Source organism: Pectobacterium carotovorum, from assembly GCF_900129615.1.
Taxonomy (GTDB): Bacteria; Pseudomonadota; Gammaproteobacteria; order Enterobacterales; family Enterobacteriaceae; genus Pectobacterium; species Pectobacterium carotovorum.
In genome coordinates this window covers 48,894-73,037 of the sequence record NZ_FQWI01000005.1, presented here as the reverse complement: position 1 = coordinate 73,037, position 24,144 = coordinate 48,894, and the positions used below count along the sequence as shown (strand labels likewise).

Sequence of the window (24,144 nt, the reverse complement as noted above, 5' to 3'; positions counted from 1 at the left end):
CTATAGTTTTTATAAACATTGCTGTCCTGTTTAATTAATAACAATTTAAAAAAATTACAGACGTAAAATATTTTTATGCTAATGATTTTTAAAATACTACTTATACGATATAGCTCTACTATCAGAAAAGATCCACCTGAGAGATAAAAATAATCATTTAATGGTCTTCGGCCACATAAAGATAGCAAGGTAATAATATTAACATTGTTTAATTCGCATTCAACTAATAAGCATGTTCGAAAGTCCTCTCTTCTGCTAGATTGGAAGAGTTACCAGACAATACGCCGATGATGCAGCAGTACTTTTCTAGACAATCTAAGTTAATGATCTAAAATGAATAAAAATAAAAATCCTCATCAAAGGTTACATATAGGCTACATATGAAAAGAATAATCGGTTATCTCCTTACCTTACTTTTACTTGTTATCCTTGTGTATGCAGGATTAGTAAAGGGTGATGTGTTCCCTGAATGGATCATGAGCAAGAAGCTAATGATCCGTTGTGGACTGATCGGAGTGCTTGGTGGGACTCTTTACTGCCTCCGTGGTGTATATCTAAACAAGTGTGTTAGAAACTGCTGGGATGACCGCTGGCATGTTTGGTATGTGTTGAGACCTATCGTTAGTGGTATCTGTGGTGTTGTGGCCTACCTGTTCCTTAAAGCGGGTTTGATAGTGTTAGATGCATCACAAAACGGTAGTGGTGGCGATTATGGATATATGGCATTTGCCTTCTTTGCTGGCTTGAATGTAGATAAATTCGTTGGCAAAATCGAGGATGTAGGTATGGCTATTTTTGGGATTGAGAAATCTCGCACAGCAAGATCGGGAGATAATACCGATCAGAAATAATTAATAAGGATATAATATGTCTGCAAAGATATGTTTCTTCCCCGTTGGTAATGGGGATATGACCCTCATCCAAACGGAAGATGGGCAAAATATTTTAATCGATTGCCACATAAGAAAAGGGAAGGAACACCCTGATGTTCTTTCTCAGTTAAGAGAAAAGCTGGATCGTGATGAGAAAGGTAGATTATTTATCCACCTATTTATTTGGTCTCATCCCGATAAAGATCATTGTTCTGGAATTTCTGAGCACTTCCATTTAGGCAAACCCGAAGACTGGAGTGAAAGGTCAGATAAAATCTTTATTAATGAAATCTGGTCCAGTCCGATAGTATTTAGGCGACACCATGCGCAAAATCATAATTTAGTCCAAGATGCAAGAGATCTTAATTCAGAAGTAAAACGAAGAGTTAATCTTTACAAAGAAAAACGATATTTAGATGGTGTCGGTAATCAAGTTTTAGTCTTAGGTAAAGATGAAAATGGTAAAACTGATGATATCCCTAATATTGTACTGCACCTTGATAATACAACTCGACTAATTAATGGTGCATATTCATACAATTTTGAAGCTCATTTGCTTGCACCATCACCAAAAAAAGATTTGGATGAGGATGAAGATAAGTTAGGTAAGAATCATTCAAGTGTAATTATCAATTTTGAGTTAAAAGGCGATAATAAAACAGCATTCTTTTTAAGTGGTGGTGATGCGGAAGTTGTTTGTTGGGAAGGTGTCCGTAACCGCCTGTTTAAAAATTACAATATGTCGTGGCTTGATTACGATATACTACAAACCCCACATCATTGCTCTTGGCGATCTTTATCGCATGATAGTTCAAGCGGTAAAGGTGATGAAGCAAAAACCTCCGAACTGGCGATGGAAGTATTCAACCGGGCAAAACAAAATGCATTCATAATTGCAAGTTCAGATCCTATTGCAGATGATGCTAATGATCCCCCATCATATCGAGCAAAAAAAGAATACGAAAATATTGTTGATAATGTACAAGGTCAATTTTTATGTGTATCGGACCATAAAAAGAATGGAGAGAATATTCCGTTAGAAATTGAAATTTCAGATAATGGTATTAAGAAAATTGCAGCATCTGCATTAGGCATGGCTGAATCATCAAGTGCCGCTGTAAATAGACAAGGTGGTGGTGGTTATGCCTGATTGTCTTAAAAAAAAGATAGATCAGTTGAGCACAATCCTTGCACCTTATGGTGCAAGGAAGCTTTCTATGAATGAATTAATAAAATTCGATAATAGATATGCTTGCGCTTGGGAGTTACCAACTGATTTAGAATTTAGTAATGAACCTATTGTATTGCAACTAAGATACAAAACTCTTAGTCAATTTGACATTCCAGATGTGTTTATTTCCTCACCTAAAATTGATGTTTGCCAACTCCCGCACTTAGAAAAAAATGGCAAGTTATGTGTTTGGCCTGACAGTTATATCATCGATCATAATGATATGACCTATGCAGTCGACTTACTAAACGATGCTATACTAATGCTAAGAAAAGGAATAAATGGAGATTTAAATGAGGATTTTATTGATGAGTTCCAGAACTATTGGATTTATCAATGTAATAAAACAGATCGACTTATAAGCCTGTGTGATCTAACAAATAAAAACACAAGGTTGGTTTTCGGTTATCGGACTCGGAAATTTGGAGTAATATATTCTGACACACAAAAAGAATTAATTAACTGGTTGGAAAACCAAAAAATATTGCTAATAGAATCGGATGAAAGTAATTCAAAAGATAAGCGAATAAGGCAACAGCAACTCTCTAAAATAATTTCAATTCCATTGATATTCTTCGATGAAGCCTGGTATCCGAGTCAGTATCCCAAAACTGCAAGGGATTTTTTTGAACTAATAAATCAGCAACAGGAAGATTCAGAAAGCACTATTGAATTGATCTTAAGATCTTGTGCTAATATGTTCAATGTCAAGCCAATAATTCTAATTTCATTCCCAACCCCTTCTGGGATGAATATTATAGGAATACAGATTCCTAAGGGAGTTAGTGATCTTGCCTCCGATCGTTTCGATACCAGAGGTATTAGTCGGGGTCGATTCAGGAATACAGCTTTATTAGATGGTTATAGAAATTACATCGATGGAAAGATTTTAAAAAATAGAATAAGTCAAACTAAAACAGAAAATCTCATAGTAGACCGTTCTGACGATTTTTGGTTAACTGGCCGTGAGCATAACAAAACTTACAAGAAAATCTCTGAACATAAAGTAGCTATCGTCGGATGTGGTTCAGTAGGTTCTTCGGTCTCAAGACTATTACTTCAATCAGGCGTTAGAAAAATGATGCTTTGGGATGATGATTTAATGAAGAGTGAAAACTCCTCTCGTCATCTATTAGGATTTGATTCTGTTTATAAAAATAAAGCATTAGCTCTTGCCTCAAGACTACGGGAAGAGTTTCCAAATGCCTATATAGAAGCATTTAATGAAGATTGGACAGAAGATTCCAAGAATAACCAGAAAATTGCAGAAGCTGACATTATAGTAAGCTGCACTGCACATTGGAATACTGAACAGCAGTTAATTAAAAGACAGTCGGAAGACATTCTTGGTGCTATTGTCTTTGCATTTGTTGAAGCTCATGCAATGGCTGGGCATGTAATAGTCAATCAAGTGGATTCTAATGCTTTTAATAGCTGGCATATTACAGAAGGTAAATATATTGGTGCATTAAAATATCCTGCTACTTACTGGAAAGAAAATACTCGCAAAAGAATAGCTGCATGTGCCGGAGAGTTCCAGCCATACGGAGCTATCCCATTGACTAATTTACATGCTCTAACTGCAAGAACAGTAATAGATCTTATTATGACTCGTTTTTCAAATGAATCTTTTGCTTATAGTTATTTAGGAAGAGAAGCAGAACTATTAGAGCTGGGTGGAAAATGGAATAATAAATGGATAGCACAATTCGGAAATCCAGAAAAAGGTGATTGTATTATACCTCTTATTTTTAAAAATTCTAATTGGGAAAAAATGTGATGCATAAATTTCATTGTACCGAATTAGATTTTAAAATATGCATCAGCCAAAGCATAGTAGATGAATTATTTTCTCATCGTCAAACTCACTGTTTCAGTAAAGAATCTGGAGGTATGTTATTTTCAAATAATCTTAATGATTCAGAGGTTGAAATTAATAAAATTACTATCCCCGGCCCTTCTGACTTGCGGAGAAGAAATTATTTCAAGTTAGACGAGAAGAAAGCCAAAGAAGATATTACTTCCTTATTTAAAGAGGGATTTCACTATTTGGGTGATTGGCATACACATAACGAAGCCGTAGCAAACCCTTCTGGGACGGATATCCGCAGTATCCAAGACTTATTTATAAAATCAGGACATACAAGACCCTTTTTCATCATGCTAATAATTCCGAACAAAGCGAATATTTCCAATTGTTATTTGGTAGCAGCAGATGGGGGAAAATTACATAAATTTAAATATTGTTTAGAAAGGAAGGGTTTTGAATGAATAACTCATTACATCCAAACTGTATCAAAGCTGCATTAGGGATAGTGGGCATTGGATTTATAGCTGTTATAGTGGTAGTCATTGTAAAAGAACTCAACAATGAAATCCTTTCTAAATATTGGTTGCTAGTTCCTCCAATTTTAATATCTTTTGGTTTTTCTATTTTCTACGAAAAATTGAAAAAGATTGCAGAGTTTATTTTCTCCATTGCTTCTGCATTGGGAGCATTGACTTTGTGTATTGATACTTTGGCAAATACACAGAATAATCTATTCCCATATTTTTTTCAAAGTGTTATAGGGTATTTAATTATAGTTGTAATAGCTTCTCTTTCATTAGCAAAAATAATTTCCGCAATTATATTAAAAAGATTACCATAAATACGGATGAATGCTAATAATGCGGAGATTATACCTTATCTCTGCATTTATTTTCAAAAAAGTAAAAGAATGGGAAAGCCATCATGTAAAAGAAACTAGCTAATACTACTAATACCTCCACGACACTTCCATCTTTATATAATGGCTGACTGAATGGTAGATTAAAGAAAAAACAGACTACAAAGATTATGGCCATTAAATTTTGATATCTTTTATTACCCTTCATATATACCTCTTTTATATAATTGCTATGTTTAATTCTTTATACATTATGAAACAAGTTTGTCAATTATCTAAACTTCTTATATTATTATTTAGCAAGGGCTAACTCAGCGAAGCGCTACGCTTGCTTCTTCGAGTTGCTCCTTGTTTTTTCGCCCTTTGGTTGAAAAAATAAAAAGCAGAATCAACACCATCCATTGACATTTTTAGCATCTATCATATAAATAAAATAAGCATCACGGACATGCTTATTTTACTTCACTATATGAAAGGAGTTCATATGAATGGTGAAAATCGTACTTTTAATAAAATTATTTCAGATAGAAAAATTAGCGATATTAACTCTAATTCGTCTAAATTTCCTGCCCAGAAGATACGCTCTCATTGTATAAGTGTCAGATTGAATGATGACGAGTTATCACACGTTGACGGCGCACGAGAGCATCTCAATCGTGCGGTGTGGATTCGTATGTCGGCTTTAGAGCATCTCCCACAAAAAATTCCTGAAATAAATCTGACTGTCTGGAAGGCTTTGGCTAGAGCATCTCAGGATCTGAACAACCTTGTTCAGCATCTCAACAATAAATCACATGATAGTCCTTTTACCATCACCGAAATTTATACCGTACAAAAAAGAATAAAAGCATTGAGAGATGCTCTGATCTCAGCAACTCCATCAGTCAGTGATAAATAATGAAGATAATGTTGAGGTTTAGTGATTTTTTCACCTAAAATATTAACACCCTAGTTTCGTAGTAGCATAGCGAAGATTAAAACAACTTGGGTGTTCCCTTATAATTTTGATAAACCTCAACTCTACAATTTCATACACATAATTAACAAAGGAAAAATTAACACATGAATACAAATGAATTCGAACAATGGTTGAGTCAGGCCGACCCCGATGGGACAGAAGAAATATATGCACTATATGAAGCTGTAACTACGGAGGAAGGTGATGGAATTTGGAATGTCACTAGAAAAGGAAAAAAATTAATAATATCTATTGGTCATGTAGAAGATGATTTGATCATAGACTCTGAAGAAGCTAAAGCCAATTTTCTTAGCATTTTAAAAGAAGATTACATGTCTGGAGCTGATGATGTAGAAAGTTGGTATGGCTTTCAAAGAAATATGGATAATCCTAAAGCTTAAAAATGCTATAATTTTAATCCATTTCGACGGATACAAAAGCCTAAGTTATAAATTAGTTTAATTATAAACTCTCCCTTATTAAGTTAGTTCTTATAGGGGAGAGTTGTTAATATATCGATCTAGGTATTTTAAAATAAAATCACTTTTAAAATGGTTAGAAACCATCCCCTACCTCGATGTGATTTATCTTATGCTGAAAAACCTCAAAATCCCAACCCTTAAGCGCCCAGGAAAACACAAAACCATTACTGGCGTGAGGATGGTAGATATAACGCCGTCAACCCCAAAAACCGGCATTGATACACCACATAAATCCCGCAGAACTTCGCTGTCAATGTAGGGCTGGCAAGCCTTCTGATAACTCTTTCTTTATACGTATAGACTGATAAAACGATCGATATAAACGATCTATAATCAATTTATGATAGTTAATAGCTATTATAATTCATGCATCGATCGGTACAAGTGATTTGCCTTTCCTGTAAACCCAGTCAAAATGTGATTTCACGCCAAAGAACATAACAGACTGATTTACCTAGTCTATTTACGCACTCAACTAACACGCAGGTTTTGAAATGGCTGATACCGTCTCATCTGTAGTCCCTGATTTCTTCATACATCGAATATGAATTTCACATCTAACACAAAGGAACTTGTATGAGTATCACCACCACGAAACGCCACAGTGAAGAAACTAAAGCTGGTCTTTCTGATCGTCTGAAAACCGAGATTACAGCGCCCAAGTTTGATCTGTTTGGTGAAACTTACACGTTTGTTGAGACTTTCTCTCGTACCGTCATTGATTCCGATCCAAATAATGGTCAGATCTGGGTAAAAACCGACGCCGGGGATGAGAAGCAGATTTCCGACTATGGTATCCCGTTCAGAAGTTCACACACTATCCATAAATACGAGCTTCGTCGGTATAGTGAAGATGGTTCGTATGATGCGTATAAAGATGCCCTTATCGTTAATAAGAACACGGGTGAACATGAAGTAAACTTAAACAGGAAAACAGTTGTTATCCCCGCTTTTATGACAATGCTTTTCCATAATGCTTCCACAGCTTCGTATTACAGAGCAATGCCTGTTCCAAAGATGTTCTCCGTTATTTTTATTTTACTTTGTGCTGTTGCACTTATTTCATTTCTCACATTGCCTTGGGGCTTTAAAGACGGCTACATGTGGAGCGACCACAAATATATGTGGTTTACGTATCTTTTCTCAAGAATTGGAAGTTTTATTTGCATCAAGTTGATGAAAAGAAGAAGCGAAAGATTTGAAAATGAACTCAGAAACCTTATTGAGTCAGTAAAACGCTAAAAGTTAAAAATAAAAAGGAAAGTGTTGTATGAAAAAAATCATTATCTCAGCATTCGTTTCTCTGGCTCTTGTGGGTTGTTCTTCTGTGGGTAATCAGTCCCTGAAAAATGAGACGCAGGAAAGTGTGAAAACCAAAATTGTTAAAGGCAAAACTACAAAACAGGACGTGTTAGCATCGTTCGGTGAACCTGACAGCCATTCCTTGATCGATGGTGAAGAGCAATGGTCATACACTATGTATAACAGCCAGTCCAAAGCAACCTCTTTCATCCCCGTTGTGGGACTGCTTGCAGGCGGAGCAGACTCACAAACGAAATCTCTGACAGTTTCTTTCAAAGGCGAGAAAGTAAGCTCTTACATCTTTAATGCCGGAAAAAGCAACGTGAAGACGGGTGTTTTTTAATATCACAATGAGAAGATGTTTTGGTGAAGTGAAATAACCTATCAAAATATCTTCTTATAAATAAAGCAACAGGGAAATTATTTTCACTTATATTTGACAAAGAAAAAAATGTACGTCATAAGATGAATAATATGGCTACCAGCGCGAACTGGTAGCCATACATCAGCACAACTTAGTATAGTGATGAGCTATACAAGAGTAGGCTGATAAAAATTACCATCCTTAGCACTTGTAGGTGATTATTTTTCATAACTCACCTCCTTTTTTATTATTGTTATTTTTAAGGACTCATGGTCCAAGCGTATAGTAACAGCAAAAGCATCCATTAGGATGCTTTTTTTATAGGCAATTAACTTCTACGAATAATAATTAACCATGAAATAATTACAATTAATGATGATTTTTATTATATTATTCAACAATGAAAAATAAATTAAAACTGCTTATTCTACAACAATCACAATCCATATTTTCTTTTCTTCTCTTTCATGGATAACTCTTTTTTTAACATATTTTCATCATGCTTATTTTTCTCATGAACATAGATTTTTTCAGTTCTGCTACCATTGTTAATCATGAAATTAATCAATGAAGAACATACGCTTTTCATTCGTCCTTTATCGATCATGTCATTCTCAATTTTATTGATATAACAATAATAAGAGAGAAGTAAAAAATTCAACACTACTTCCCTGTTTGAGAACGTTAGTTTTTCTATTTCAGACTGATATTTAATGTAGAACCCAGCACAAAACAGGTATGATTTTTCTATAATTTCTTTTTCTTCAAAGCCTGATTGCGTAAGCTTATCAACAAACCTATCAAGCAGAATAAGGTATCTTTCCATTAGATTGATATTCATCTTTTTCATAATATGCATCCTTGCAGTGATTTTGTCATCCTGACATCAAATAAATATCAGCATTAAATTAAAAATCAAGCACTCCGTAAAAATATATTTACACAGTAAATATTAACTTACATTTCGAGTGCGTTTTTCAGGTAATGATGCATTAAGTTGATGTTCTTTCATCCCATGCTTATAAGCACCATATTGCCATCGGGTGAATTGCTCTTTATACCTGTTATTCTGCTTTTTGAGTAATTCGATTTCTGCGGCCATATATTTAATTGTCTTCGCCGCAATGGTAAGGTTTGCAGGCTTCTTTAACGGAATATCGATTTCTTTGATCAGCTTCTTTTTCAATAAATACGCATCAACAATATCTTTATGCATGTTTAATGACTGTCGGGTTGGTCTTTTTCCGATACGTGATTTTACCGCTTCACACAGCGCTTCCCATGTTAATTTCCCTTCCCACAGATGAATAACGCCTTTGATTTTATTAATATCGGATTGTGTTAAATGCTTCGCCATACTGCCTCCTGTTTATTTCATTAATTTTTATAAGTTATTTTTAATTTTTCTGGTTATTTTTATCTAAAATGAACAACACTTCTTCGTAGTGAGCAACCCACCTATCGGCACCATAATGATCATCATCCACAGCATCTTTAGCTGTTTGCCAGAGTGAGCGGATTTTTTTAATGTTTTGTTCTCTTTGCTGTTCGCTCATTTCGTTATGTCCTGCCCATCCATAATGAGTGGTTTCGGATAATTTCCTGCAAGGGGGAATGACATAATTGTGAATACAATATCCATGAGGCGTTAAGTGAATCGCTCCACTCACTGAATCATGAAACACCTCAGCCCCGACAGGCAGAGTCTCACCAGGCTTGTCGTCAGGTTTGGGCTGGTAGCAATAACGATGGTTCCCCAGCTTCAGCGTCCCGACTTTTTCAAGCATCTCTTCCTGCGAAGTATGGTTGTAGTCTCGGTTTTGCATCACGCTGACTCTACCCGACCATTTTGCGATATCTAATTCTGATAATTCACCGAGATGAGCAAGTGTGTTTAACAGATGTCTTGGCTGATGAGAACGCAGGTATAACGCTTTGCCTGAATCATTCAGATAACCGTAACGGGCAAAGATATTTTTCATTGCCTGTCTGTTCTTTCTCTCCTTCTCTATATCCTGCGTAAAGAAGTCATAGGTTGGTCGGTATAATATGTAATCAACCGTCATTTTCAGTTCATGGCACTGATGCAGATTCAACAAACACAATGCATTGCTGTATTTCACTGACTTCTCTTCATCAAACCAGGGAAAATCCGCTGGAAATAGGCCAGTTATCATTTTCCATAGTGTTCTCAGTGTGTAATGCCCGTCTGTCGGGTTAAGAAATGTAATGCCACCGTCAAGACTCGTGCGCTTCAGTTTTTCAATGCATTGTTTCTTATCATTCAGTGGATAACCCAGCGCGTGGCAAACCTGAATAACATCAAGTGATTCATCTTCATTTACTTCTGGGCAAAGCGGGTGTCTGTAAAATTTATCCGGCGAGGATTCATACCATCCTGCAAGCGTGCGTGCGTTTTCAGACAGCCTGCGCAGTCTGCTAATGGCTTTTCTCGCAACGGGCACCATTACGTCAGGTATCCACTTAATAGTAGCGCCATAGCCTTTTACGGAATAAAAACGCAGCCCGTAGCGCTCTACCCCGCTTTTATCATTTCGGGTAATTTCACAGTCAGCAGGCAAGGCCAGTATTTCTGAGGCACGACTTGGTGAACACATCAGTAGCGCAAAAGCAGAGGTTGTAAACAGATCTCTCTCACTGAGTTCTTCATCCGGTCGGGAAAAAATTTCAGCGATAGCGAGTAAAGCTCGCTCATCCGGTAATTTATTTTTTCTGTCTTCATCTTCTTTCTCAGGAAGATAATTATTTTTAGTATGTGGTTTAACCGGATTGACCCAACCAAGGAAGCCACATTTCACAAAATGATGTTCAGACAAAAACTTAGCCAGTTTTTCAATCTCATAACCACACTTATACAGGACATTATTTTCATAATACTGACCTGCAATCTGCAAAGCTTCATCAATAACAATGACTGAAGTATTATAAACATAAGCGTTCTGATGAACCTGTAAAAGTGCTTTTTCCAGGCACTTCAAGGCCGTTATTGCTGTGCCAGGCTTTTTAACTGGGTTCAGTGCCTGCTGATATCGAATATAGCTTTTTGCAAAATCTACAAAGTTTTTATCTAACAGGTATTCATCTTTAAATGCGCCACTGCCAGTGTCCAATTTTCTAAAAATGGCAATACCTTTCCAGACAGGTGAATCCCATTTCAGCTCTGTTCCGAACACGGTTAATTTATCACGGCAAAAGCTGATAAATTCCTGAACATTTCTTTCCGCATCTAAATCGGAGTGAGATTTGAATACAACGACATTATTCATATATCACCTCTTTGTTATCAACATTATTGTGTAATGGTCTGAAATAAATACAGCTATGACAGGGTATTGCTGAAGTATCGGCGCAGGATGAACATGTTTTTTTCGTCAATAAACCATGATTGCCACTGGCTCTATCCCCCTCAACTTTCCCAAGAAAAACATCAGCAAGAAAGGCCAGTTTCTCAGAAACTGCCTGACTGATTTTTTCGGCATTATCGGGCAGGTTTTCAATATAAATTCCTGCACTGGCGATTGAAGAGTGATCTAACAGTTCGGCAATAATCTGTACACTACACCCTTCGCGGGCTAATCTTGTCCCAATGGTATAACGAAGCCTGTGCGCACTCATTTTCATGGGCTGTGCCGTTCTTTCCGAAATCACATTTTCTTTTTTGATAATCTTTTTCAGGATAATGTCGACAGTATGCTTTGACGCATGAAGTCTGTCAGAAACCAGTAAGCCTAAAACATCCTCGCTCCCGACCAGCATCTTACAATGTGTTTTGTCAGGGAATACGGGAGCCTCATCCTTTTCTGCTGGCTTGAGTGCCCTGCCAATATGCGATTCAATAAGCTCAACAGAGGCACTGGCCTGTTGGCTGAGGATATCAAAAAGGGACTTATTAACATTCAACGACCTGAAAGCCTGTCTGAACCTAAGACCTTGTTTTATTCTGGGGATGTTTATAAAAAACCTCACCTCGCCATTGTGTGTCTTTTCTTTTACTATGTCCTTCAATTTTAGTGACGTGATTTGTAATGACCTTCGCCCTGAAAAACTCACTAATAATGCCGCAGAAAATTCATGCAGTGCTATTTTTTTATTTCTGTAAGCACTGTATATAGCCTTATTAAAAATCTCATGCTCATTATCTGTCAATGCCCCTTTATCTGGGTTGTCCTGTCTTATGATATCCCCTGCCTCTTTAACTCTTAACCTTGTTGCTTTCAGAAGTGTTATTACTTTTTCATCGATACCATAGTAGCCAAGAGAATGCCATTTGGTGAAAAAACATCTCAGACTCACTAAATTCTGAATTTCCCATTTAGATAGTGAAGACCTGTAGTTTAAGATAACTGACTCATCAATATAATCAGGAGATACCTTACCGATAAAATCGGTCATGGCATTATTTATTTTCAATACATAGCTAGGACTGTATCGGCAGGCATAAAAAGCAAGTGTATTGAGGTATCCATCAATTAATTTTGGTTCAAGGAGAAGCGATACCGCCTCAACATTAACAAGGCTATTTCTGTTTAATCTCCACTTCTCATCATTGATACAAAACGAATAATCAGGCTGTTTTGCTTTTAAAAATACGCTATCTTCCTGATAGTTTAAATCATTCATTAATGTATCCCTCCATAAGTTGGTTCTGCATGGCAAGAGAAGTTTTGTGAGCCTCTTCAACAAGATGTCTTCTGTTATAAATTTGCGCCGTTCCAGAACCCGTTTTCCATCCCATAAGATACGATCTGATTTGTTCTTCCTTTTCCTCCGAAAAAGTCTCATCCATTCCATCTACCAGTGAGGAAAACTCATAATTCCATGTATGTCTTAATTTATGTCCTGTCAGTTCAGCCAGTTCAGGTGAAGTCTCGCTTATCATATTAATAATTTTATGATACGCAGAAAAAGACAATGGCTTTCCCTGTGAATATCCTTTTTTATAGGTAATGAAGAGAAAATCATTATCTTTTGAATTTTTCACATTACGTCTATCCTGCGTAATATAATTAAATAACTCAGCCATTAATGCATTGCCCACAGAAAACATTCTCTCACAAGTCTTCACAAGTGGTTGATTAACTCTTGGGTCAAACTTATCATCGGGTCGCCTTTTTATTACAATCCTTCCAGAAGAAAAATCAATGTCCCTGATGCGAAGATTCAACAGTTCTCCTGCCCTGATCCCAAAAGAAAAAAGCAGTAATATAATCAATCGGTTTCTTGACTGAACTTCATCAGCAAAAGGATTGAGTTCAGAGCCGGGCCTGACCACCTCAAATAAAATATCAAGCTGTTCTCTGCTTAATGTTTTCTCAGGAATTTGGTTTTTATATCTGTCTTCATTTGAGGGTCTTTTATTTTTTAGCTTATCAATAAAACTGTCCATCATTTTTTGATTATCTTTACTCTTAGTTCCGATTGCGTTGACTTCACACAGCCATTCAAGATAATTAAAAATAACGGTTAATCTGAAATACTTTGTCGGTTCTTTAACAATACTACGCTCATGCAAAGATGTTGTTCTTTTGTTTTTGAAGTTTTTCGAAGCGAAATCAGCCAAATCATCAATTTCATTAAGCGCCAGGAATTGTAATGTAGCTATTCTTTCTCTGATATCTATTCTTCTGAGAGAGAAAAAACGATAAAGTAATGCCAGACTTCCGGCAACAGCCTCCATCGTGTTAATCGACTCTGACCTGTTCCTGACTCGTGTCGTTATATAGAGAGTAGGGTCATACAATGGTTCCCCTGTCTTCTTATCAATGACATGGCAGTATCTTTCACCATTTTCAAACATAAATGTATTTGTTACTATCCTTTCCATCACTGCGTCCTTTTTATTTAATTTTACAAATTGATAGAGGTGAGATATATAATCAAATATAGAAATTTATTTTACAAAAATATCTTCATAGGAATTATCTGTTTGTTGTCTGATAACAAAGAGAAAACCAAAAATAATTACATATATCAGTAGTGGTGAATCTAGTTATCTTTGTATTCACCAATTACCTCCAGACACGCATCAAACCCTTTAAATAAAAGCCTCTCCGAAAAGCTGTAAAATATTCTGTAAAATAAACCGCTGTTTTTCGCTTTAAATTTTACATTTTACTTTAAGCGACATGGTTTCTTGAATTTTCGATAGTTAATTGAATCCACTCATCGATTTCGCTTTCAACAAAAGCGATGGCACGAATACCGATTTTTACTGGCCGGGGAAAGCGATTTTGGCTGATAAGACGGTAAATCCAGGCTTTACCGAATCCTGTTCTTTCTAAAACTTCCGACAGGCGAATAAGACGTGTACATGGCTGATTCATGGTATTTTCCTCATCTGGGTTGACGGAAATGACTATACGAATGAATCAGCGGTGAAAAGAGCGACCTTCATATCGCTGGGGGTATGGACATCAGTCTTTTTCAGAATCAGCGATTTTCATCACGTCTGAAACTCTGATGTTTTATTTATATGCATAAAATACGAAAAGCTATGTAAACAAACATCAACAATACTAATGAAATTATTTTATATAGAATAATTAGCAATGTAGGTTAGTTATAAAGTCGCAGTTTAGTTAATTTAATGAGATGTAGTGTTTTGATGAAAAATCATTAGACATTTTAAGTTATTCATAGATATATTATGCGAACTAACCTACCCAACTAATGAAACCTTTATTTAAAATAAGATGGAGTTATTTAATGTCCGAGCAACTTAAAAAATGCATTGTGTGTAATAAGGAACTGAGTGCATTAGCAACAACATGCAATGGGTGCAACTCTCCTGATCCATTTGGACACAACCAAGCAAGGATCAGATTACATAACCGTATTACTTTATTAATTATTGCCGTCATTTTTTCTGGTTTAGCTTTATGGTACTTTGGTGTTATTGATCCCATCAAATTATTAGGCCTTGATAAAATCATCAAGTAATTTTTTCATTGCATCAAAATCTTGCTCCAAAGATTTCCTCCAATATTTAAATGATTTTTTTCGTGGATTCTCTGGAGCAAGGCGGTAAACAATTTCATAATCACCATTGAAGTTAGCTATCAGACTCCACCCCCAGTTTAATTTTCCCAATGAAGATTCTGAATCATCTCTTAAGATTTTTTCTAACTGCTTTGCTTTAAGTTCCGTAGTTTTAAAGGCAATATAAGGTTTAACTATATTAGTAGGAATACCATGCCCTTGACACGAAGCATAAGTATCATATCCAACCTTATTCATGAAAATCACAAGATCTTTTATTTTTGGTTCTATATATACATTCATATTAACTCCTTTTTTATTTTAACTAATATTCAATTAATATAAACATGTCAATATGCGGTTATTATTTTATGCAATAACCTGAATAGATGAGATTTGTCCCGTTATTCCTTATCAGAATCCGCGATTTTCATCACGTCTGAAACTCTGATGTTTTTGAGATGGCTATTCTTATTGATAAACAGATGAAACTGCCTGATAAAAGGTATACTCGCCGCCTTTAAAGCTAGTGGTCTGTCCGTATCCCTAATCTGATGGTTAAGGCGGGTTTGTTCTTCATCATCATCGTCCGTGTAAAGGAGGCGGGAAAGACGATCTTCTGATATCCGAACCTTGTGCAGGTTTGACCATACCAAAATGTCGATCATGGGTATCAGTCTGTAATTGATGATTTTCTTGATAGTGCCATAGCCAAAACGAACAGCATCCGTTATGTCCGGTTCTATACCAAGGACTTTACGCCATTGCGGAAGTGCGGCTTTCAGGGATTCAGCGATTTCTTCGTCAGTGCCACTGGATAGATCGATTTCTACCATCACCGTATTAGTAAACAGACGTGGCAGCACCTCCGACACCGGAGCATCGAGATATTCACGGTTTACCGAATACTCATCGCCACCATCCCAGAAAAACAGTGAATTTAGGCCATTAATACTCAACTGTGCCAGCCTTTCAGTTGTCGTCAAAAAGAAGTGTGGTGGCTGATACAACGTATCTTCTCTTGTGAGATAGCCAAGGTGTTTTTCAGTAATGAGGAAAGGATTACCACTGAAAATCCGTTCAATGTATAGACCGACCGCTTTCGCTTCAAATTCTTCATGGTAGGGTTTGAAGAACAGTGTCCTTGCCAGTAGCTCATGATAAAGCTGTATGAGCGAAAGCGCTTCAAATCCGCGATATGTATCGACATCCAGCCATTTTTTAACTTCTTTGGTGTGTTCCGTTGACCAGTTTTTCATGATTGCCATTCAGTGTCTTTTGTTCTTCCATCCAGAAAGGATAGTTGATCCAGACTGAGCAACCACATGAAAAAGTGTATTATGAATTCGGCTAATAAATAAGTTTGTTTTCCTGTCGTTTTTTTGAACAAAAAATGTAATAGCATTCGTCAGTAAAAAAGTTGGGGGTATTATTGGGGGTGTCAACAATCGCTGAACAAAAAATCTTTAAATAAAAACAATATCCTACTCTTCAGTATCGAATCCTGTAGGGACCATTTCGAAGTAAACAGACGTCAACTGACGTCTTTTTTTATGCCTAAAATTCAGTAAACCAGAAGACAATTAGCCGGAGCCGTTCCGGCTTTCACACAGGTTGTATGCCGGCCACTGATTTAATCGGGATCACGTTAGAGAGATTCAGTGGAACTGGAATATCCAAATACCCATCGGAAGATAACAACTCAATATCAGATGGGTTAGCTATTGCTCAACAGAACACCAAACAGACAGCTTATTTAGCCAAAAGTTGTTAACACAGGGGTGACTAACCAGTTAGCATGTGCCTGTGAAAAGACTCTGGAGGAATGTCCGTCAGCTAATAATCTAACTGAATATACCAGATGGATGTAAGACTTAAGACGCCCTTGACAGACCGATTTTGAAACCCGCCTCTTTTCATATGCGCAATGGAAAATATAAATATGTTAATCAAAGCAGCGGTTCTTGCTGACACCAAAGAATTGGAAGAAATTTACTCCTCCTCTTTTGAATCAAATGCCGCCTTTTTCCCTGATGATATGGAAGAAGAAGATGACGATGGTGAAGAAGATTTCTCATTTGAGTCCGCAATAACAATGTCGAACAAAACCGTCCTGGGATTTTGGGAAAATGCTCGTCTGATAGGACGAGCAGTTATTTCACAAGATGTTTGCGAAATAAACCTACTTGAGAGGTTATTTATTCTGCCTGAAAAACAGGGAAAAGGTTATGGTTACCGTGCATGGATGGAAATTGAGAGGATGTATCCGTGCGTTAGAGAATGGAGACTGAGAACGCCGACATGTCTTATCAATAATGTATGTTTCTACGTCAACAAGTGCGGCTTTTCAATCGTTCGTGTAGAAGATATGGGTAATGATGGCGTTGGAATGTATGTCTTCTCAAAACCAGTACGCTAAAACGTCAGCTTATCAACAGTAATGCTTCTTTAGGCTGCGCTATCGCATGGATGTTAAGCAGCCTATCCACTGACCTATCTCGTTTGTAATTTAAAACGGTCAATAACACCTTGTACGAAATGATATTTTCATTGCGTACAAGGATAAAAATTAAATAACTAACAAGGCCTTAACTACCGATACGCTTATCCGACGCAAGTATGCCGGACAAAGCGATTACGATCGCCGCGAGTATGAAGCAAAAAGCAACGATCGGCCAACTTGTACCAACCGGGAAAATAGAGATGATGATCGTCCCAATACAGCCTAATAATATTCCACCTAAACAGAAATAAACGGCAGTAACCGTTCCTGCAATCTCATCAAATCCCTGTAAAGCACCATTAGGGGCAATGGAAACCGACATAGCAATGCCCATTCCTATTATCCACATTGGTGCAATAAAACCTGGAACCCAAAACGGCAACAATAATTCACTTATCATCAGCATCATTCCGCCTAAAATAAGACATCCCATCGCTATTCGCATTACTTTAAGGCTTCCCCAGACAGGAATTAATTTCCCTATTATTCGAGCCGTTATCATCATTGCGATAGCGACGGTAGCAAAAACCATGCTGAATAAAAGCGGTGACAGGCCTTGTCTACCCATCATTATTTGTGGGGCGGTTGAGAAAAAAACAAAAAAGCTCCCCATCCCTGCGCTGTAACAAAAAGTATAAAGCCAGAAGTTCATTTTTTTCAGCGGGAGTAAAAACTGTGACCAGCTTAAATCAGTGGTACGCTGATGCCGGGTTTCAGGCCAGAATCGCCATGCAGATACATAAGCTATTGCCATCAAAATACCGAGGACGGCAAAAATTAGCCGCCATCCCATCCACATATCGATTAACGCCCCCATAATAGGCCCAACCGCCGGTACAATGGCGAGCATTGAACCTAGAATTCCATAGATAACATTGCTTTCCTCACGGCCTGCGTAGATGTCGCGCACAGTTGCAAACATCGCCACCAAGCAAGCTGAAGCCCCACATGCCTGAGCAAAGCGGCATACCAGAAATAGATCTATTGAAGATGAGACCGCAAGTCCAAATGATGCAAGCAGGTAAACAAAACTGCCCCACAGTAATATTGGGCGACGGCCAAAACGGTCAGATAGCGGGCCGAATAGCAATTGTCCGACACCGAGCATGACGAGGTAAATTGATAATGTTAGCTGAATGACGTTCGGGGTCGTGCCTATAGCATCCGGCATATAGGATACAACGGGCAGATACATATCCATGCCCAGTGAAGCCAACAGATCAAAGGGTGATAATAGCAGTAAAGTTACTGTAAGAGAGTAAGGCCAGATAGTGTGAGTTGAGCGCACCAGATTATCTCCTGAATAAAGGATTTAGCGGCGCTCTTAAAGAACAAAGAGAGTTTTGAGAACGCCGCAACAACGTAAATGAGAGTTGTTGCGGCTTAGTTATCTGCTTTTTTGGTCATGCTCTCAGTTTTCATCACTCAGGGATAATGTCGCATAGTAACGGATAAGCCGTGCCCTGTCCTCACCCAGAATAGGATATCCCCCTACTACGGATAACCCGCAAAAATCCAGCCAGAAGGATTTAAGGTCCATCGAGCTTTACCGGGAAAAGCGCAATAAACCATAAAAAAACCCCAGATAAACCTATCCGGGGTCTTTAAATAGTGAAGAATCGGCACTGATTCAGGCTTAGCCGCGATTCTCTTCAATGTAGCGAGCCAAATCCGCAGGGGTTTTCAATACGGTAGCGACTTCGGTTGGCGGGATCACGCAGCCATAAACGTCCTGCACTTCCAGCACCAAATCGACTGCCAGAATAGAGTCGAGAATATCGGACTCAATTAGCTCATCGTTAAAGCCCACTTTACGGGATAAGATCTTTTCAAACAGCGCGAGTATTTCTTGTTCCATCATTTTTCCTGGGTAATTAGATCGTGCGGGCATGGGTATCCAGCAGCTTACGGTCGATTTTGCCGTTAGGATTAAGCGGCAACGCGTCTTTGATAATAATTTGGGAAGGTACCATGTAGGGTGGAATCACCTTCGAGAGCGACGTTTTAATCGCTTCTGGCGCTAAGTTCGTCACGCAGAACGCGGCGATGCGAAGAACGCCACCACCCGATTTCATCAGCGGCAGAACAACCGCTTCGCTGATGTCGGATATTGCCAGCAGACGATTTTCAATCTCATTGATTTCAATGCGATAGCCATTCAATTTGATCTGGCTGTCATTGCGACCCTGACAGTACAGCAGCCCGTCTTCGTAGCCCAAGTCGCCGGTTCTGTAGCCGCGGAACGCTTCGCTCTCCCGGTGCAGCAGTTTTTCCGCATTCTCTTTCGCGAGCCCGAGGTAGCCACGCATCACGTTTTTACCCCAAATGATCAGCTCCCCCTCAGACGTAATTTCCATTCTGGAGTCCGGCATCATCGCACCAACCGGCAGCAGGTCGTTTTCACTGTGCAGGATTTCATCGGTGATTTCTATGACGGTGGTCGCGATCGTTGCTTCCGTTGGGCCATAGGAGTTGAGAATTTTGGCGTGTGGGAAGCGGCGGCGTAACTGTTTTACCAGCGCTTTGTTGAGCACTTCGCCAATGAACACGAAGACGTTGAGTTCAGGTAAATATTCACTGTTGAACTGGGGAGAAAGCAGCCTCTGGTAGGCGAAAGAAGGCGTTGAAACCCAGACGGAAACGCCGTTGTCTTTCAGGCGGTCGAGCCAGTTTTCTGTCGCGATATCCTCTTTCGCATTCAGAACGATGTGCCCTCCGGTTGCCAGATTCGCCAGCAGCGGGATCAGAGAGAGATCGAAGCTGAACACCGCATGGTTCATCAGCACAGGCACGTCAGGCAGCTCAAAGTCCTCACGCACCCACTTCATGAAATGCCACAGGCTTTCACGTCCGATCTGCACCCCTTTGGGTTTTCCGGTGCTGCCAGAGGTGAACATGATATAGGCGAGATCTTGCTCGACCAGCGCCTGACCCGCCTCACCGGTAGCAATGAACTGTCTGGTCGCCACATCGTAATAATAAGGGGCGCTCGCCAGATGGCAAATCTCGTTGAGCCGCTCCTGCGGATAGATGCAATCCACCGGGATATAAGGAATGTTGTGTAGCAGACAGCTATAGATTGCCACGGCAAACTCGGCCTGCTGATGTCCATATAACACAACCGGCGATCCAGCAGGCTGCTGACAATGCTGATAGCGATCAGACCAGTCGGTAACGGCGACAGAGAGTTGTTGCCAGGTCATCGCGTCATCGCTTCCGCTAATCGCCAACTGATCTGGGTTCGCGGGGTCGAGTAATGCCGCCCGGAGGAAATCTTGCAGTTCCTGAAGCTCTGAGTGAAGGTTCATAGAGGAGACATTCCGCTAAAGATGTAGAGGGAGGCCGCAGCGCTTGCCAGCGTCAGAATGCGACCGATGAACACAATAACCGGATGATGTAGACAACTGCTCAGCGCTGGACTGCGTTTGGCTGACCACTGCAGCATGTTGTGAGCAACGGAAATAGCGCCAAACAGCGCGCCGCTAATGACATAGTGTCGTTCGAGCCCGTTCCATGCCCCCATACAAAACAGGGTGCAGAAGATGCCAATATTCTGCGCCAATGTTTTGTTCTGTCGGAAAAAGTCGAGCTTCATCAGATTCATATAAATTGGCATAAAGACTACATCCCTCAGCCATTCAGACAGGCTGATGTGGAAGCGTCGCCAGAAGTCCTGCGGGTTTTTCGCCAGAATAGGCATATTGAAGTTCGCTGGGATGTTCAGACCAAATAAGCGCCCTGCCCCGATAGCCATATTGCTGTAACCGGCAAAATCAAAGTAAAGGTAGGCGCTGTAGGCCAGCGACATCACGACACCCACACTTAATGTAAACGGGCGCTGACTCCACGACTCAATAACCAGATTATTGATCAGCATGGCGAATAAGAACTTCTGGATAATACCGGTGAAAATTTGCTCCATCGCCACTAAAAACTGCTCACGGGTAATAATGAAGACCGGTTTATTAATGTCATTCACCCATGTCCGCCAGCGATACATCGGGCCAGCCAGAATAATGAAAGGCATAAAGAGGTAGCAGAAGTAATGCAGGACGTTATGACCATCTTTTTTGCTGCGATAAAGCAGCACATCAATGGCACGGAAGGTCATAAAGGACAGGCCTATCATGCCCCAATGGTTGTTGAGGTGTAATTTCACCAAGAACAACGGGAGCAACGTTAGGCTGACCGCTTGCCAGGTTTTTAACCAACCTTTCTCTTTTAAGGTGACGAGAACATAAAAGCTCAGGAACACGGCCACGGGAACAATGTAATCCCCTTGGAAAATATACCCCCAGCCGAATACAGCCAATATGGAAAAGGCGGATAAATACGTCAGCCGATAACTGAATACGCGATTAACCAGCGCAAACAATAATGCTGATGAAAACAGAAGGAAAAAAAACATTCCGGAGCTGTACATCATTCATCCTTCAGAATTTTTGATATTCAAAATGCACTTTTAAACTCATGCTTTCATCAACAGAGGTCCACGCGACAATGGTGACTGCCAGAAAGAGATAAAGGAAAAAAAGGCGAATGGCGGTTTTCATCATTTAAAACTCTCTGCAATAAATTGATCCATCGCGACCCATGCTGGTTCAGTTGGATGCAGGCGATCCCAATTCCAGCCGTTCTGATAAGGCTGCGCATACATATCAAAATAACGAACCTGATTTTCTTCCAGCATCGACCTGATCTGGCTGTCGACTGGCTGGAATTTCTGGGAGTTATTAATCGCCCACGGATTAATCGGATCAACAATGACCACAAACTGGACATTGCGCGCTTTCAGCAGTTGGATCGTCGCCCGTAATGCTTCCATCTGCGCCGGAACAATCGGTGCGTTATCCCACTCTTCCGGCGTTTGATCGTCTGCAAACACAGTTTTATCCATCCACAATGTTTCTGCACTTTGCTGGCGAGATTGGTTCAGCACATGAGCCTGCGCCAACTCGTGATTCCAGTCTGGAATCATGTTGGACGTTGGCTGCTGAGGCCACCGTTGTGCAGGCTGAGGGACAATATGTAGCATCGCCAGCCAGTCGTTTTTTATCAGCTCGCAGAAATTAGCAAATTGATAACTCACTTCCTGCCAGATAATTTGCGGATCCCAACCATAGACCTTCATTTGGCCAAAGGTTAAATGGCTTATCTCTTCTTTATCGATATGCTGTAGATAATTGACCAAAAAGGGACGCGCCTGCTCATCCTTCATCAGCGGATTAAAAACAGGTGCAGGGAAATTGTTGGCAAAAATGGCCGGGGGAATACCGTCTGAATAAAAACTATCGGGCGCAAGCAGCAAAACAACCTTACTGTTTGCGTTAAGATCGTTTTTAAAGCGCGAGAGCAGTAAAAAATGTGTGACGCTATCGACATAGCTATCACCATAGGCCACGACCGGACGATGTAGCTGGTTATTAAAGTAATTATATACCGCGTAATGTTCGTCTTCAGATGTCGAAACCTCAGAAGCCCCGAGAAAGAAAATCGCATTCCCCTGTAAGGCATGGGAAATGGTGGCAATTTTTTCCTTTTGTTCTTTTGCCGTCCCTTCCATTGTGTTAATCAGCGGCTGGAACGTTAGTGCCGGATCAATGCTCGCCACTAGCGGGGGAACGCTAAGAAACAGGATGGCAAGGGTAGCCATCAGGATATGTAAGCAGAGAGTATTTTTGATTTTCATTATAAAGTAAGGCTACATAATATTTATTGTTTAAAATTTGTGAATTTTTATCTTCACGGTAAATCGATCCCTGTGTTTTGGGATTATATACCAGGCTTATCTGCGATGATGAGCGTTGCTGTGTAACGGTATGTACAGTGTTTATGTCCGTCACATAATAGGGCCAACGCCCCACACGAGATCGAGGCAGGAGAAGGGTTCTCTGACATTCATTCGCCCTTACGCGGTTCGAATATGCGGTAGTAAAAGCTCGATGGCGGGAACCAGTTAAGACTCAGTTTACTTGTGATTGCGGAGATGATGAGGTTCAAGCGCTTTAGGCGTTATGTGAATAAGGATCAGTAACGTCCAGTTCAGTCCTTGACTGCTTCTTGTACAGTGAATTTGATTCAGAGAAATGTAGAATGGCAGGATGGGAAAATAGCGGTCATTATTGAAAATAACCGCTATTTACTTCAATTCGCTACCCGATCTAAATCGCCACGAAATGAATACGTATCGATTATTTCAAGCGTTTTTTAATTGCCTGACTCATGTAAGGAGGCAGTGAATTTATCATCGTCACTATTGCATCAATGGTGCTGTTTTCTTCATCAGCCACGCTGCTGTTTCTCATTACAGAGACTCTCAGCAACTTATTAGGTAATTTGCCAAAAGAGGACAACAGTTCCGCAACCTTCCCCATCAACAGCTCTTTTTCTTTTCCCTCTGCGGCAACGGAGAAACGCGATAAATTACTTTCGGACGTGCGCCCATCAAGGTTGTCCAGATGTTGAATGTATTTGTCTCTATCCATCCCTGCATAACCGACATATTTGCTCGGGGCAAGAAGCCAGCCATCACGTGATTTATAAGCGTACCAGGCCCGAAAATAAGGCAGGTAATCGTAGAGTTTATGGTCAGTTGATGACAAAATTTCATCGTTGAATTTTTCAATATTTTCAATGCACTGGGATTCGTTCGTGATAGGTTCCATGATCATCATTCCTTTCAACGTCATATAACGCTTATTGCGTTGAAATAATAGTACAACATGAAGTTCATCATGTTCAAGAACTTTATCATCATAATTTTC

At 39.4% G+C, this 24,144-nt stretch carries 24 protein-coding genes and 2 pseudogenes; 12 read left to right on the top strand and 14 right to left on the bottom strand.

Features of this window, described 5'->3' with window-relative positions:
* Positions 1-380 precede the first annotated feature (380 nt).
* The 10 genes and pseudogenes from BUB06_RS11685 (at position 381) to bamE (ending at position 7,857) form a co-directional block, all read left to right on the top strand.
* Complete coding sequence (locus BUB06_RS11685; RefSeq protein ID WP_039471163.1) at positions 381-851, top strand: hypothetical protein; 471 nt, start codon at positions 381-383, stop codon at positions 849-851.
* 16 nt (positions 852-867) lie between these two features.
* Positions 868-2,022, top strand: a complete 1,155-nt coding sequence (locus BUB06_RS11680) for a ComEC/Rec2 family competence protein (RefSeq protein WP_039471161.1) — start codon at positions 868-870, stop codon at positions 2,020-2,022.
* Positions 2,023-2,089: 67 nt separating this feature from the next.
* Positions 2,090-3,883: a ThiF family adenylyltransferase gene (locus BUB06_RS11675; RefSeq protein ID WP_236689865.1), complete on the top strand. Its 1,794-nt coding sequence runs from the start codon at positions 2,090-2,092 to the stop codon at positions 3,881-3,883.
* On the top strand, positions 3,883-4,374 hold the full coding sequence (locus BUB06_RS11670; RefSeq protein ID WP_039471157.1) for a Mov34/MPN/PAD-1 family protein: 492 nt from the start codon (positions 3,883-3,885) through the stop codon (positions 4,372-4,374). Before BUB06_RS11675 ends, BUB06_RS11670 begins: the two co-directional genes overlap by 1 nt.
* The gene (locus BUB06_RS11665; RefSeq protein ID WP_039471155.1) at positions 4,371-4,754 is read left to right on the top strand and encodes a hypothetical protein; all 384 of its coding nucleotides are present in this window, start codon (positions 4,371-4,373) and stop codon (positions 4,752-4,754) included. The genes BUB06_RS11670 and BUB06_RS11665 overlap by 4 nt, the downstream gene beginning before the upstream one ends.
* Positions 4,755-5,256: 502 nt before the next feature.
* On the top strand, positions 5,257-5,670 hold the full coding sequence (locus tag BUB06_RS11655) for a hypothetical protein (RefSeq protein WP_039471152.1): 414 nt from the start codon (positions 5,257-5,259) through the stop codon (positions 5,668-5,670).
* A gap of 164 nt (positions 5,671-5,834) precedes the next feature.
* The gene (locus BUB06_RS11650; RefSeq protein ID WP_039471151.1) at positions 5,835-6,131 is read left to right on the top strand and encodes a hypothetical protein; all 297 of its coding nucleotides are present in this window, start codon (positions 5,835-5,837) and stop codon (positions 6,129-6,131) included.
* Positions 6,132-6,270: 139 nt separating this feature from the next.
* Positions 6,271-6,471, top strand: a pseudogene (locus BUB06_RS22255) (relaxase/mobilization nuclease domain-containing protein); the annotation flags it as partial.
* Between the two features lie 317 nt (positions 6,472-6,788).
* Positions 6,789-7,454: a hypothetical protein gene (locus BUB06_RS11640; RefSeq protein WP_039471149.1), complete on the top strand. Its 666-nt coding sequence runs from the start codon at positions 6,789-6,791 to the stop codon at positions 7,452-7,454.
* A 100-nt stretch (positions 7,455-7,554) separates the two neighbouring features.
* The gene (bamE, locus tag BUB06_RS11635) at positions 7,555-7,857 is read left to right on the top strand and encodes an outer membrane protein assembly factor BamE domain-containing protein (RefSeq protein WP_139294544.1); all 303 of its coding nucleotides are present in this window, start codon (positions 7,555-7,557) and stop codon (positions 7,855-7,857) included.
* Positions 7,858-8,314: 457 nt separating this feature from the next.
* Here the strand turns inward: bamE and BUB06_RS11630 are convergent, their stop codons facing one another.
* From BUB06_RS11630 to BUB06_RS11605, 6 genes are all read right to left on the bottom strand, one after another.
* Complete coding sequence (locus BUB06_RS11630; protein WP_039471147.1) at positions 8,315-8,728, bottom strand: hypothetical protein; 414 nt, start codon at positions 8,726-8,728, stop codon at positions 8,315-8,317.
* A gap of 102 nt (positions 8,729-8,830) precedes the next feature.
* The gene (locus tag BUB06_RS11625; protein WP_039471145.1) at positions 8,831-9,235 is read right to left on the bottom strand and encodes a hypothetical protein; all 405 of its coding nucleotides are present in this window, start codon (positions 9,233-9,235) and stop codon (positions 8,831-8,833) included.
* 40 nt (positions 9,236-9,275) lie between these two features.
* A complete protein-coding gene (locus BUB06_RS11620; RefSeq protein ID WP_039471144.1) occupies positions 9,276-11,165 on the bottom strand; it encodes a DNA-binding protein in 1,890 nt (629 codons plus the stop codon).
* Positions 11,158-12,519, bottom strand: coding sequence for a site-specific integrase (locus BUB06_RS11615; protein ID WP_236689864.1), 1,362 nt, complete (start codon positions 12,517-12,519; stop codon positions 11,158-11,160). The genes BUB06_RS11620 and BUB06_RS11615 overlap by 8 nt, the downstream gene beginning before the upstream one ends.
* On the bottom strand, positions 12,512-13,723 hold the full coding sequence (locus BUB06_RS11610) for a tyrosine-type recombinase/integrase (RefSeq protein ID WP_039471142.1): 1,212 nt from the start codon (positions 13,721-13,723) through the stop codon (positions 12,512-12,514). Before BUB06_RS11610 ends, BUB06_RS11615 begins: the two co-directional genes overlap by 8 nt.
* A gap of 292 nt (positions 13,724-14,015) precedes the next feature.
* The gene (locus tag BUB06_RS11605; RefSeq protein ID WP_039471141.1) at positions 14,016-14,222 is read right to left on the bottom strand and encodes a helix-turn-helix transcriptional regulator; all 207 of its coding nucleotides are present in this window, start codon (positions 14,220-14,222) and stop codon (positions 14,016-14,018) included.
* A gap of 382 nt (positions 14,223-14,604) precedes the next feature.
* Here BUB06_RS11605 and BUB06_RS21925 point away from each other — a divergent pair, with 382 nt between their 5' ends.
* Entirely contained in the window at positions 14,605-14,838 is a 234-nt protein-coding gene (locus BUB06_RS21925; RefSeq protein ID WP_139294540.1) for a hypothetical protein, read from the top strand.
* Here the strand turns inward: BUB06_RS21925 and BUB06_RS11600 are convergent.
* The gene (locus tag BUB06_RS11600; RefSeq protein WP_039471139.1) at positions 14,812-15,180 is read right to left on the bottom strand and encodes a hypothetical protein; all 369 of its coding nucleotides are present in this window, start codon (positions 15,178-15,180) and stop codon (positions 14,812-14,814) included. The two genes, BUB06_RS21925 and BUB06_RS11600, sit on opposite strands and share 27 nt — an antisense overlap.
* A gap of 101 nt (positions 15,181-15,281) precedes the next feature.
* Entirely contained in the window at positions 15,282-16,136 is an 855-nt protein-coding gene (locus BUB06_RS11595; RefSeq protein ID WP_039471912.1) for a DUF6387 family protein, read from the bottom strand.
* Between the two features lie 683 nt (positions 16,137-16,819).
* Between BUB06_RS11595 and BUB06_RS11590 the strand changes: the two genes are divergently transcribed.
* Positions 16,820-17,296 carry a GNAT family N-acetyltransferase gene (locus BUB06_RS11590; RefSeq protein WP_039471137.1) on the top strand — a complete coding sequence of 159 codons (477 nt, stop codon included), beginning with the start codon at positions 16,820-16,822 and terminating at the stop codon, positions 17,294-17,296.
* 205 nt (positions 17,297-17,501) lie between these two features.
* Here the strand turns inward: BUB06_RS11590 and cml are convergent.
* From cml to BUB06_RS11560, 6 genes and pseudogenes are all read right to left on the bottom strand, one after another.
* Positions 17,502-18,668, bottom strand: a pseudogene (cml, locus tag BUB06_RS11585) (CmlA/FloR family chloramphenicol efflux MFS transporter); the annotation flags it as partial.
* Positions 18,669-19,016: 348 nt separating this feature from the next.
* Positions 19,017-19,238, bottom strand: a complete 222-nt coding sequence (locus BUB06_RS11580; RefSeq protein WP_010300175.1) for an acyl carrier protein — start codon at positions 19,236-19,238, stop codon at positions 19,017-19,019.
* 16 nt (positions 19,239-19,254) lie between these two features.
* Complete coding sequence (locus tag BUB06_RS11575; RefSeq protein WP_039471134.1) at positions 19,255-20,688, bottom strand: AMP-binding protein; 1,434 nt, start codon at positions 20,686-20,688, stop codon at positions 19,255-19,257.
* Positions 20,685-21,803 (bottom strand): membrane-bound O-acyltransferase family protein, encoded by a 1,119-nt coding sequence (locus BUB06_RS11570; protein WP_010300179.1) that lies wholly within the window; start codon positions 21,801-21,803, stop codon positions 20,685-20,687. The genes BUB06_RS11575 and BUB06_RS11570 overlap by 4 nt, the downstream gene beginning before the upstream one ends.
* A 129-nt stretch (positions 21,804-21,932) precedes the next feature.
* Positions 21,933-23,069, bottom strand: a complete 1,137-nt coding sequence (locus BUB06_RS11565; protein ID WP_039471131.1) for a D-alanyl-lipoteichoic acid biosynthesis protein DltD — start codon at positions 23,067-23,069, stop codon at positions 21,933-21,935.
* Positions 23,070-23,571: 502 nt separating this feature from the next.
* A complete protein-coding gene (locus BUB06_RS11560) occupies positions 23,572-24,045 on the bottom strand; it encodes a hypothetical protein (RefSeq protein WP_039471129.1) in 474 nt (157 codons plus the stop codon).
* Positions 24,046-24,144 lie beyond the last annotated feature (99 nt).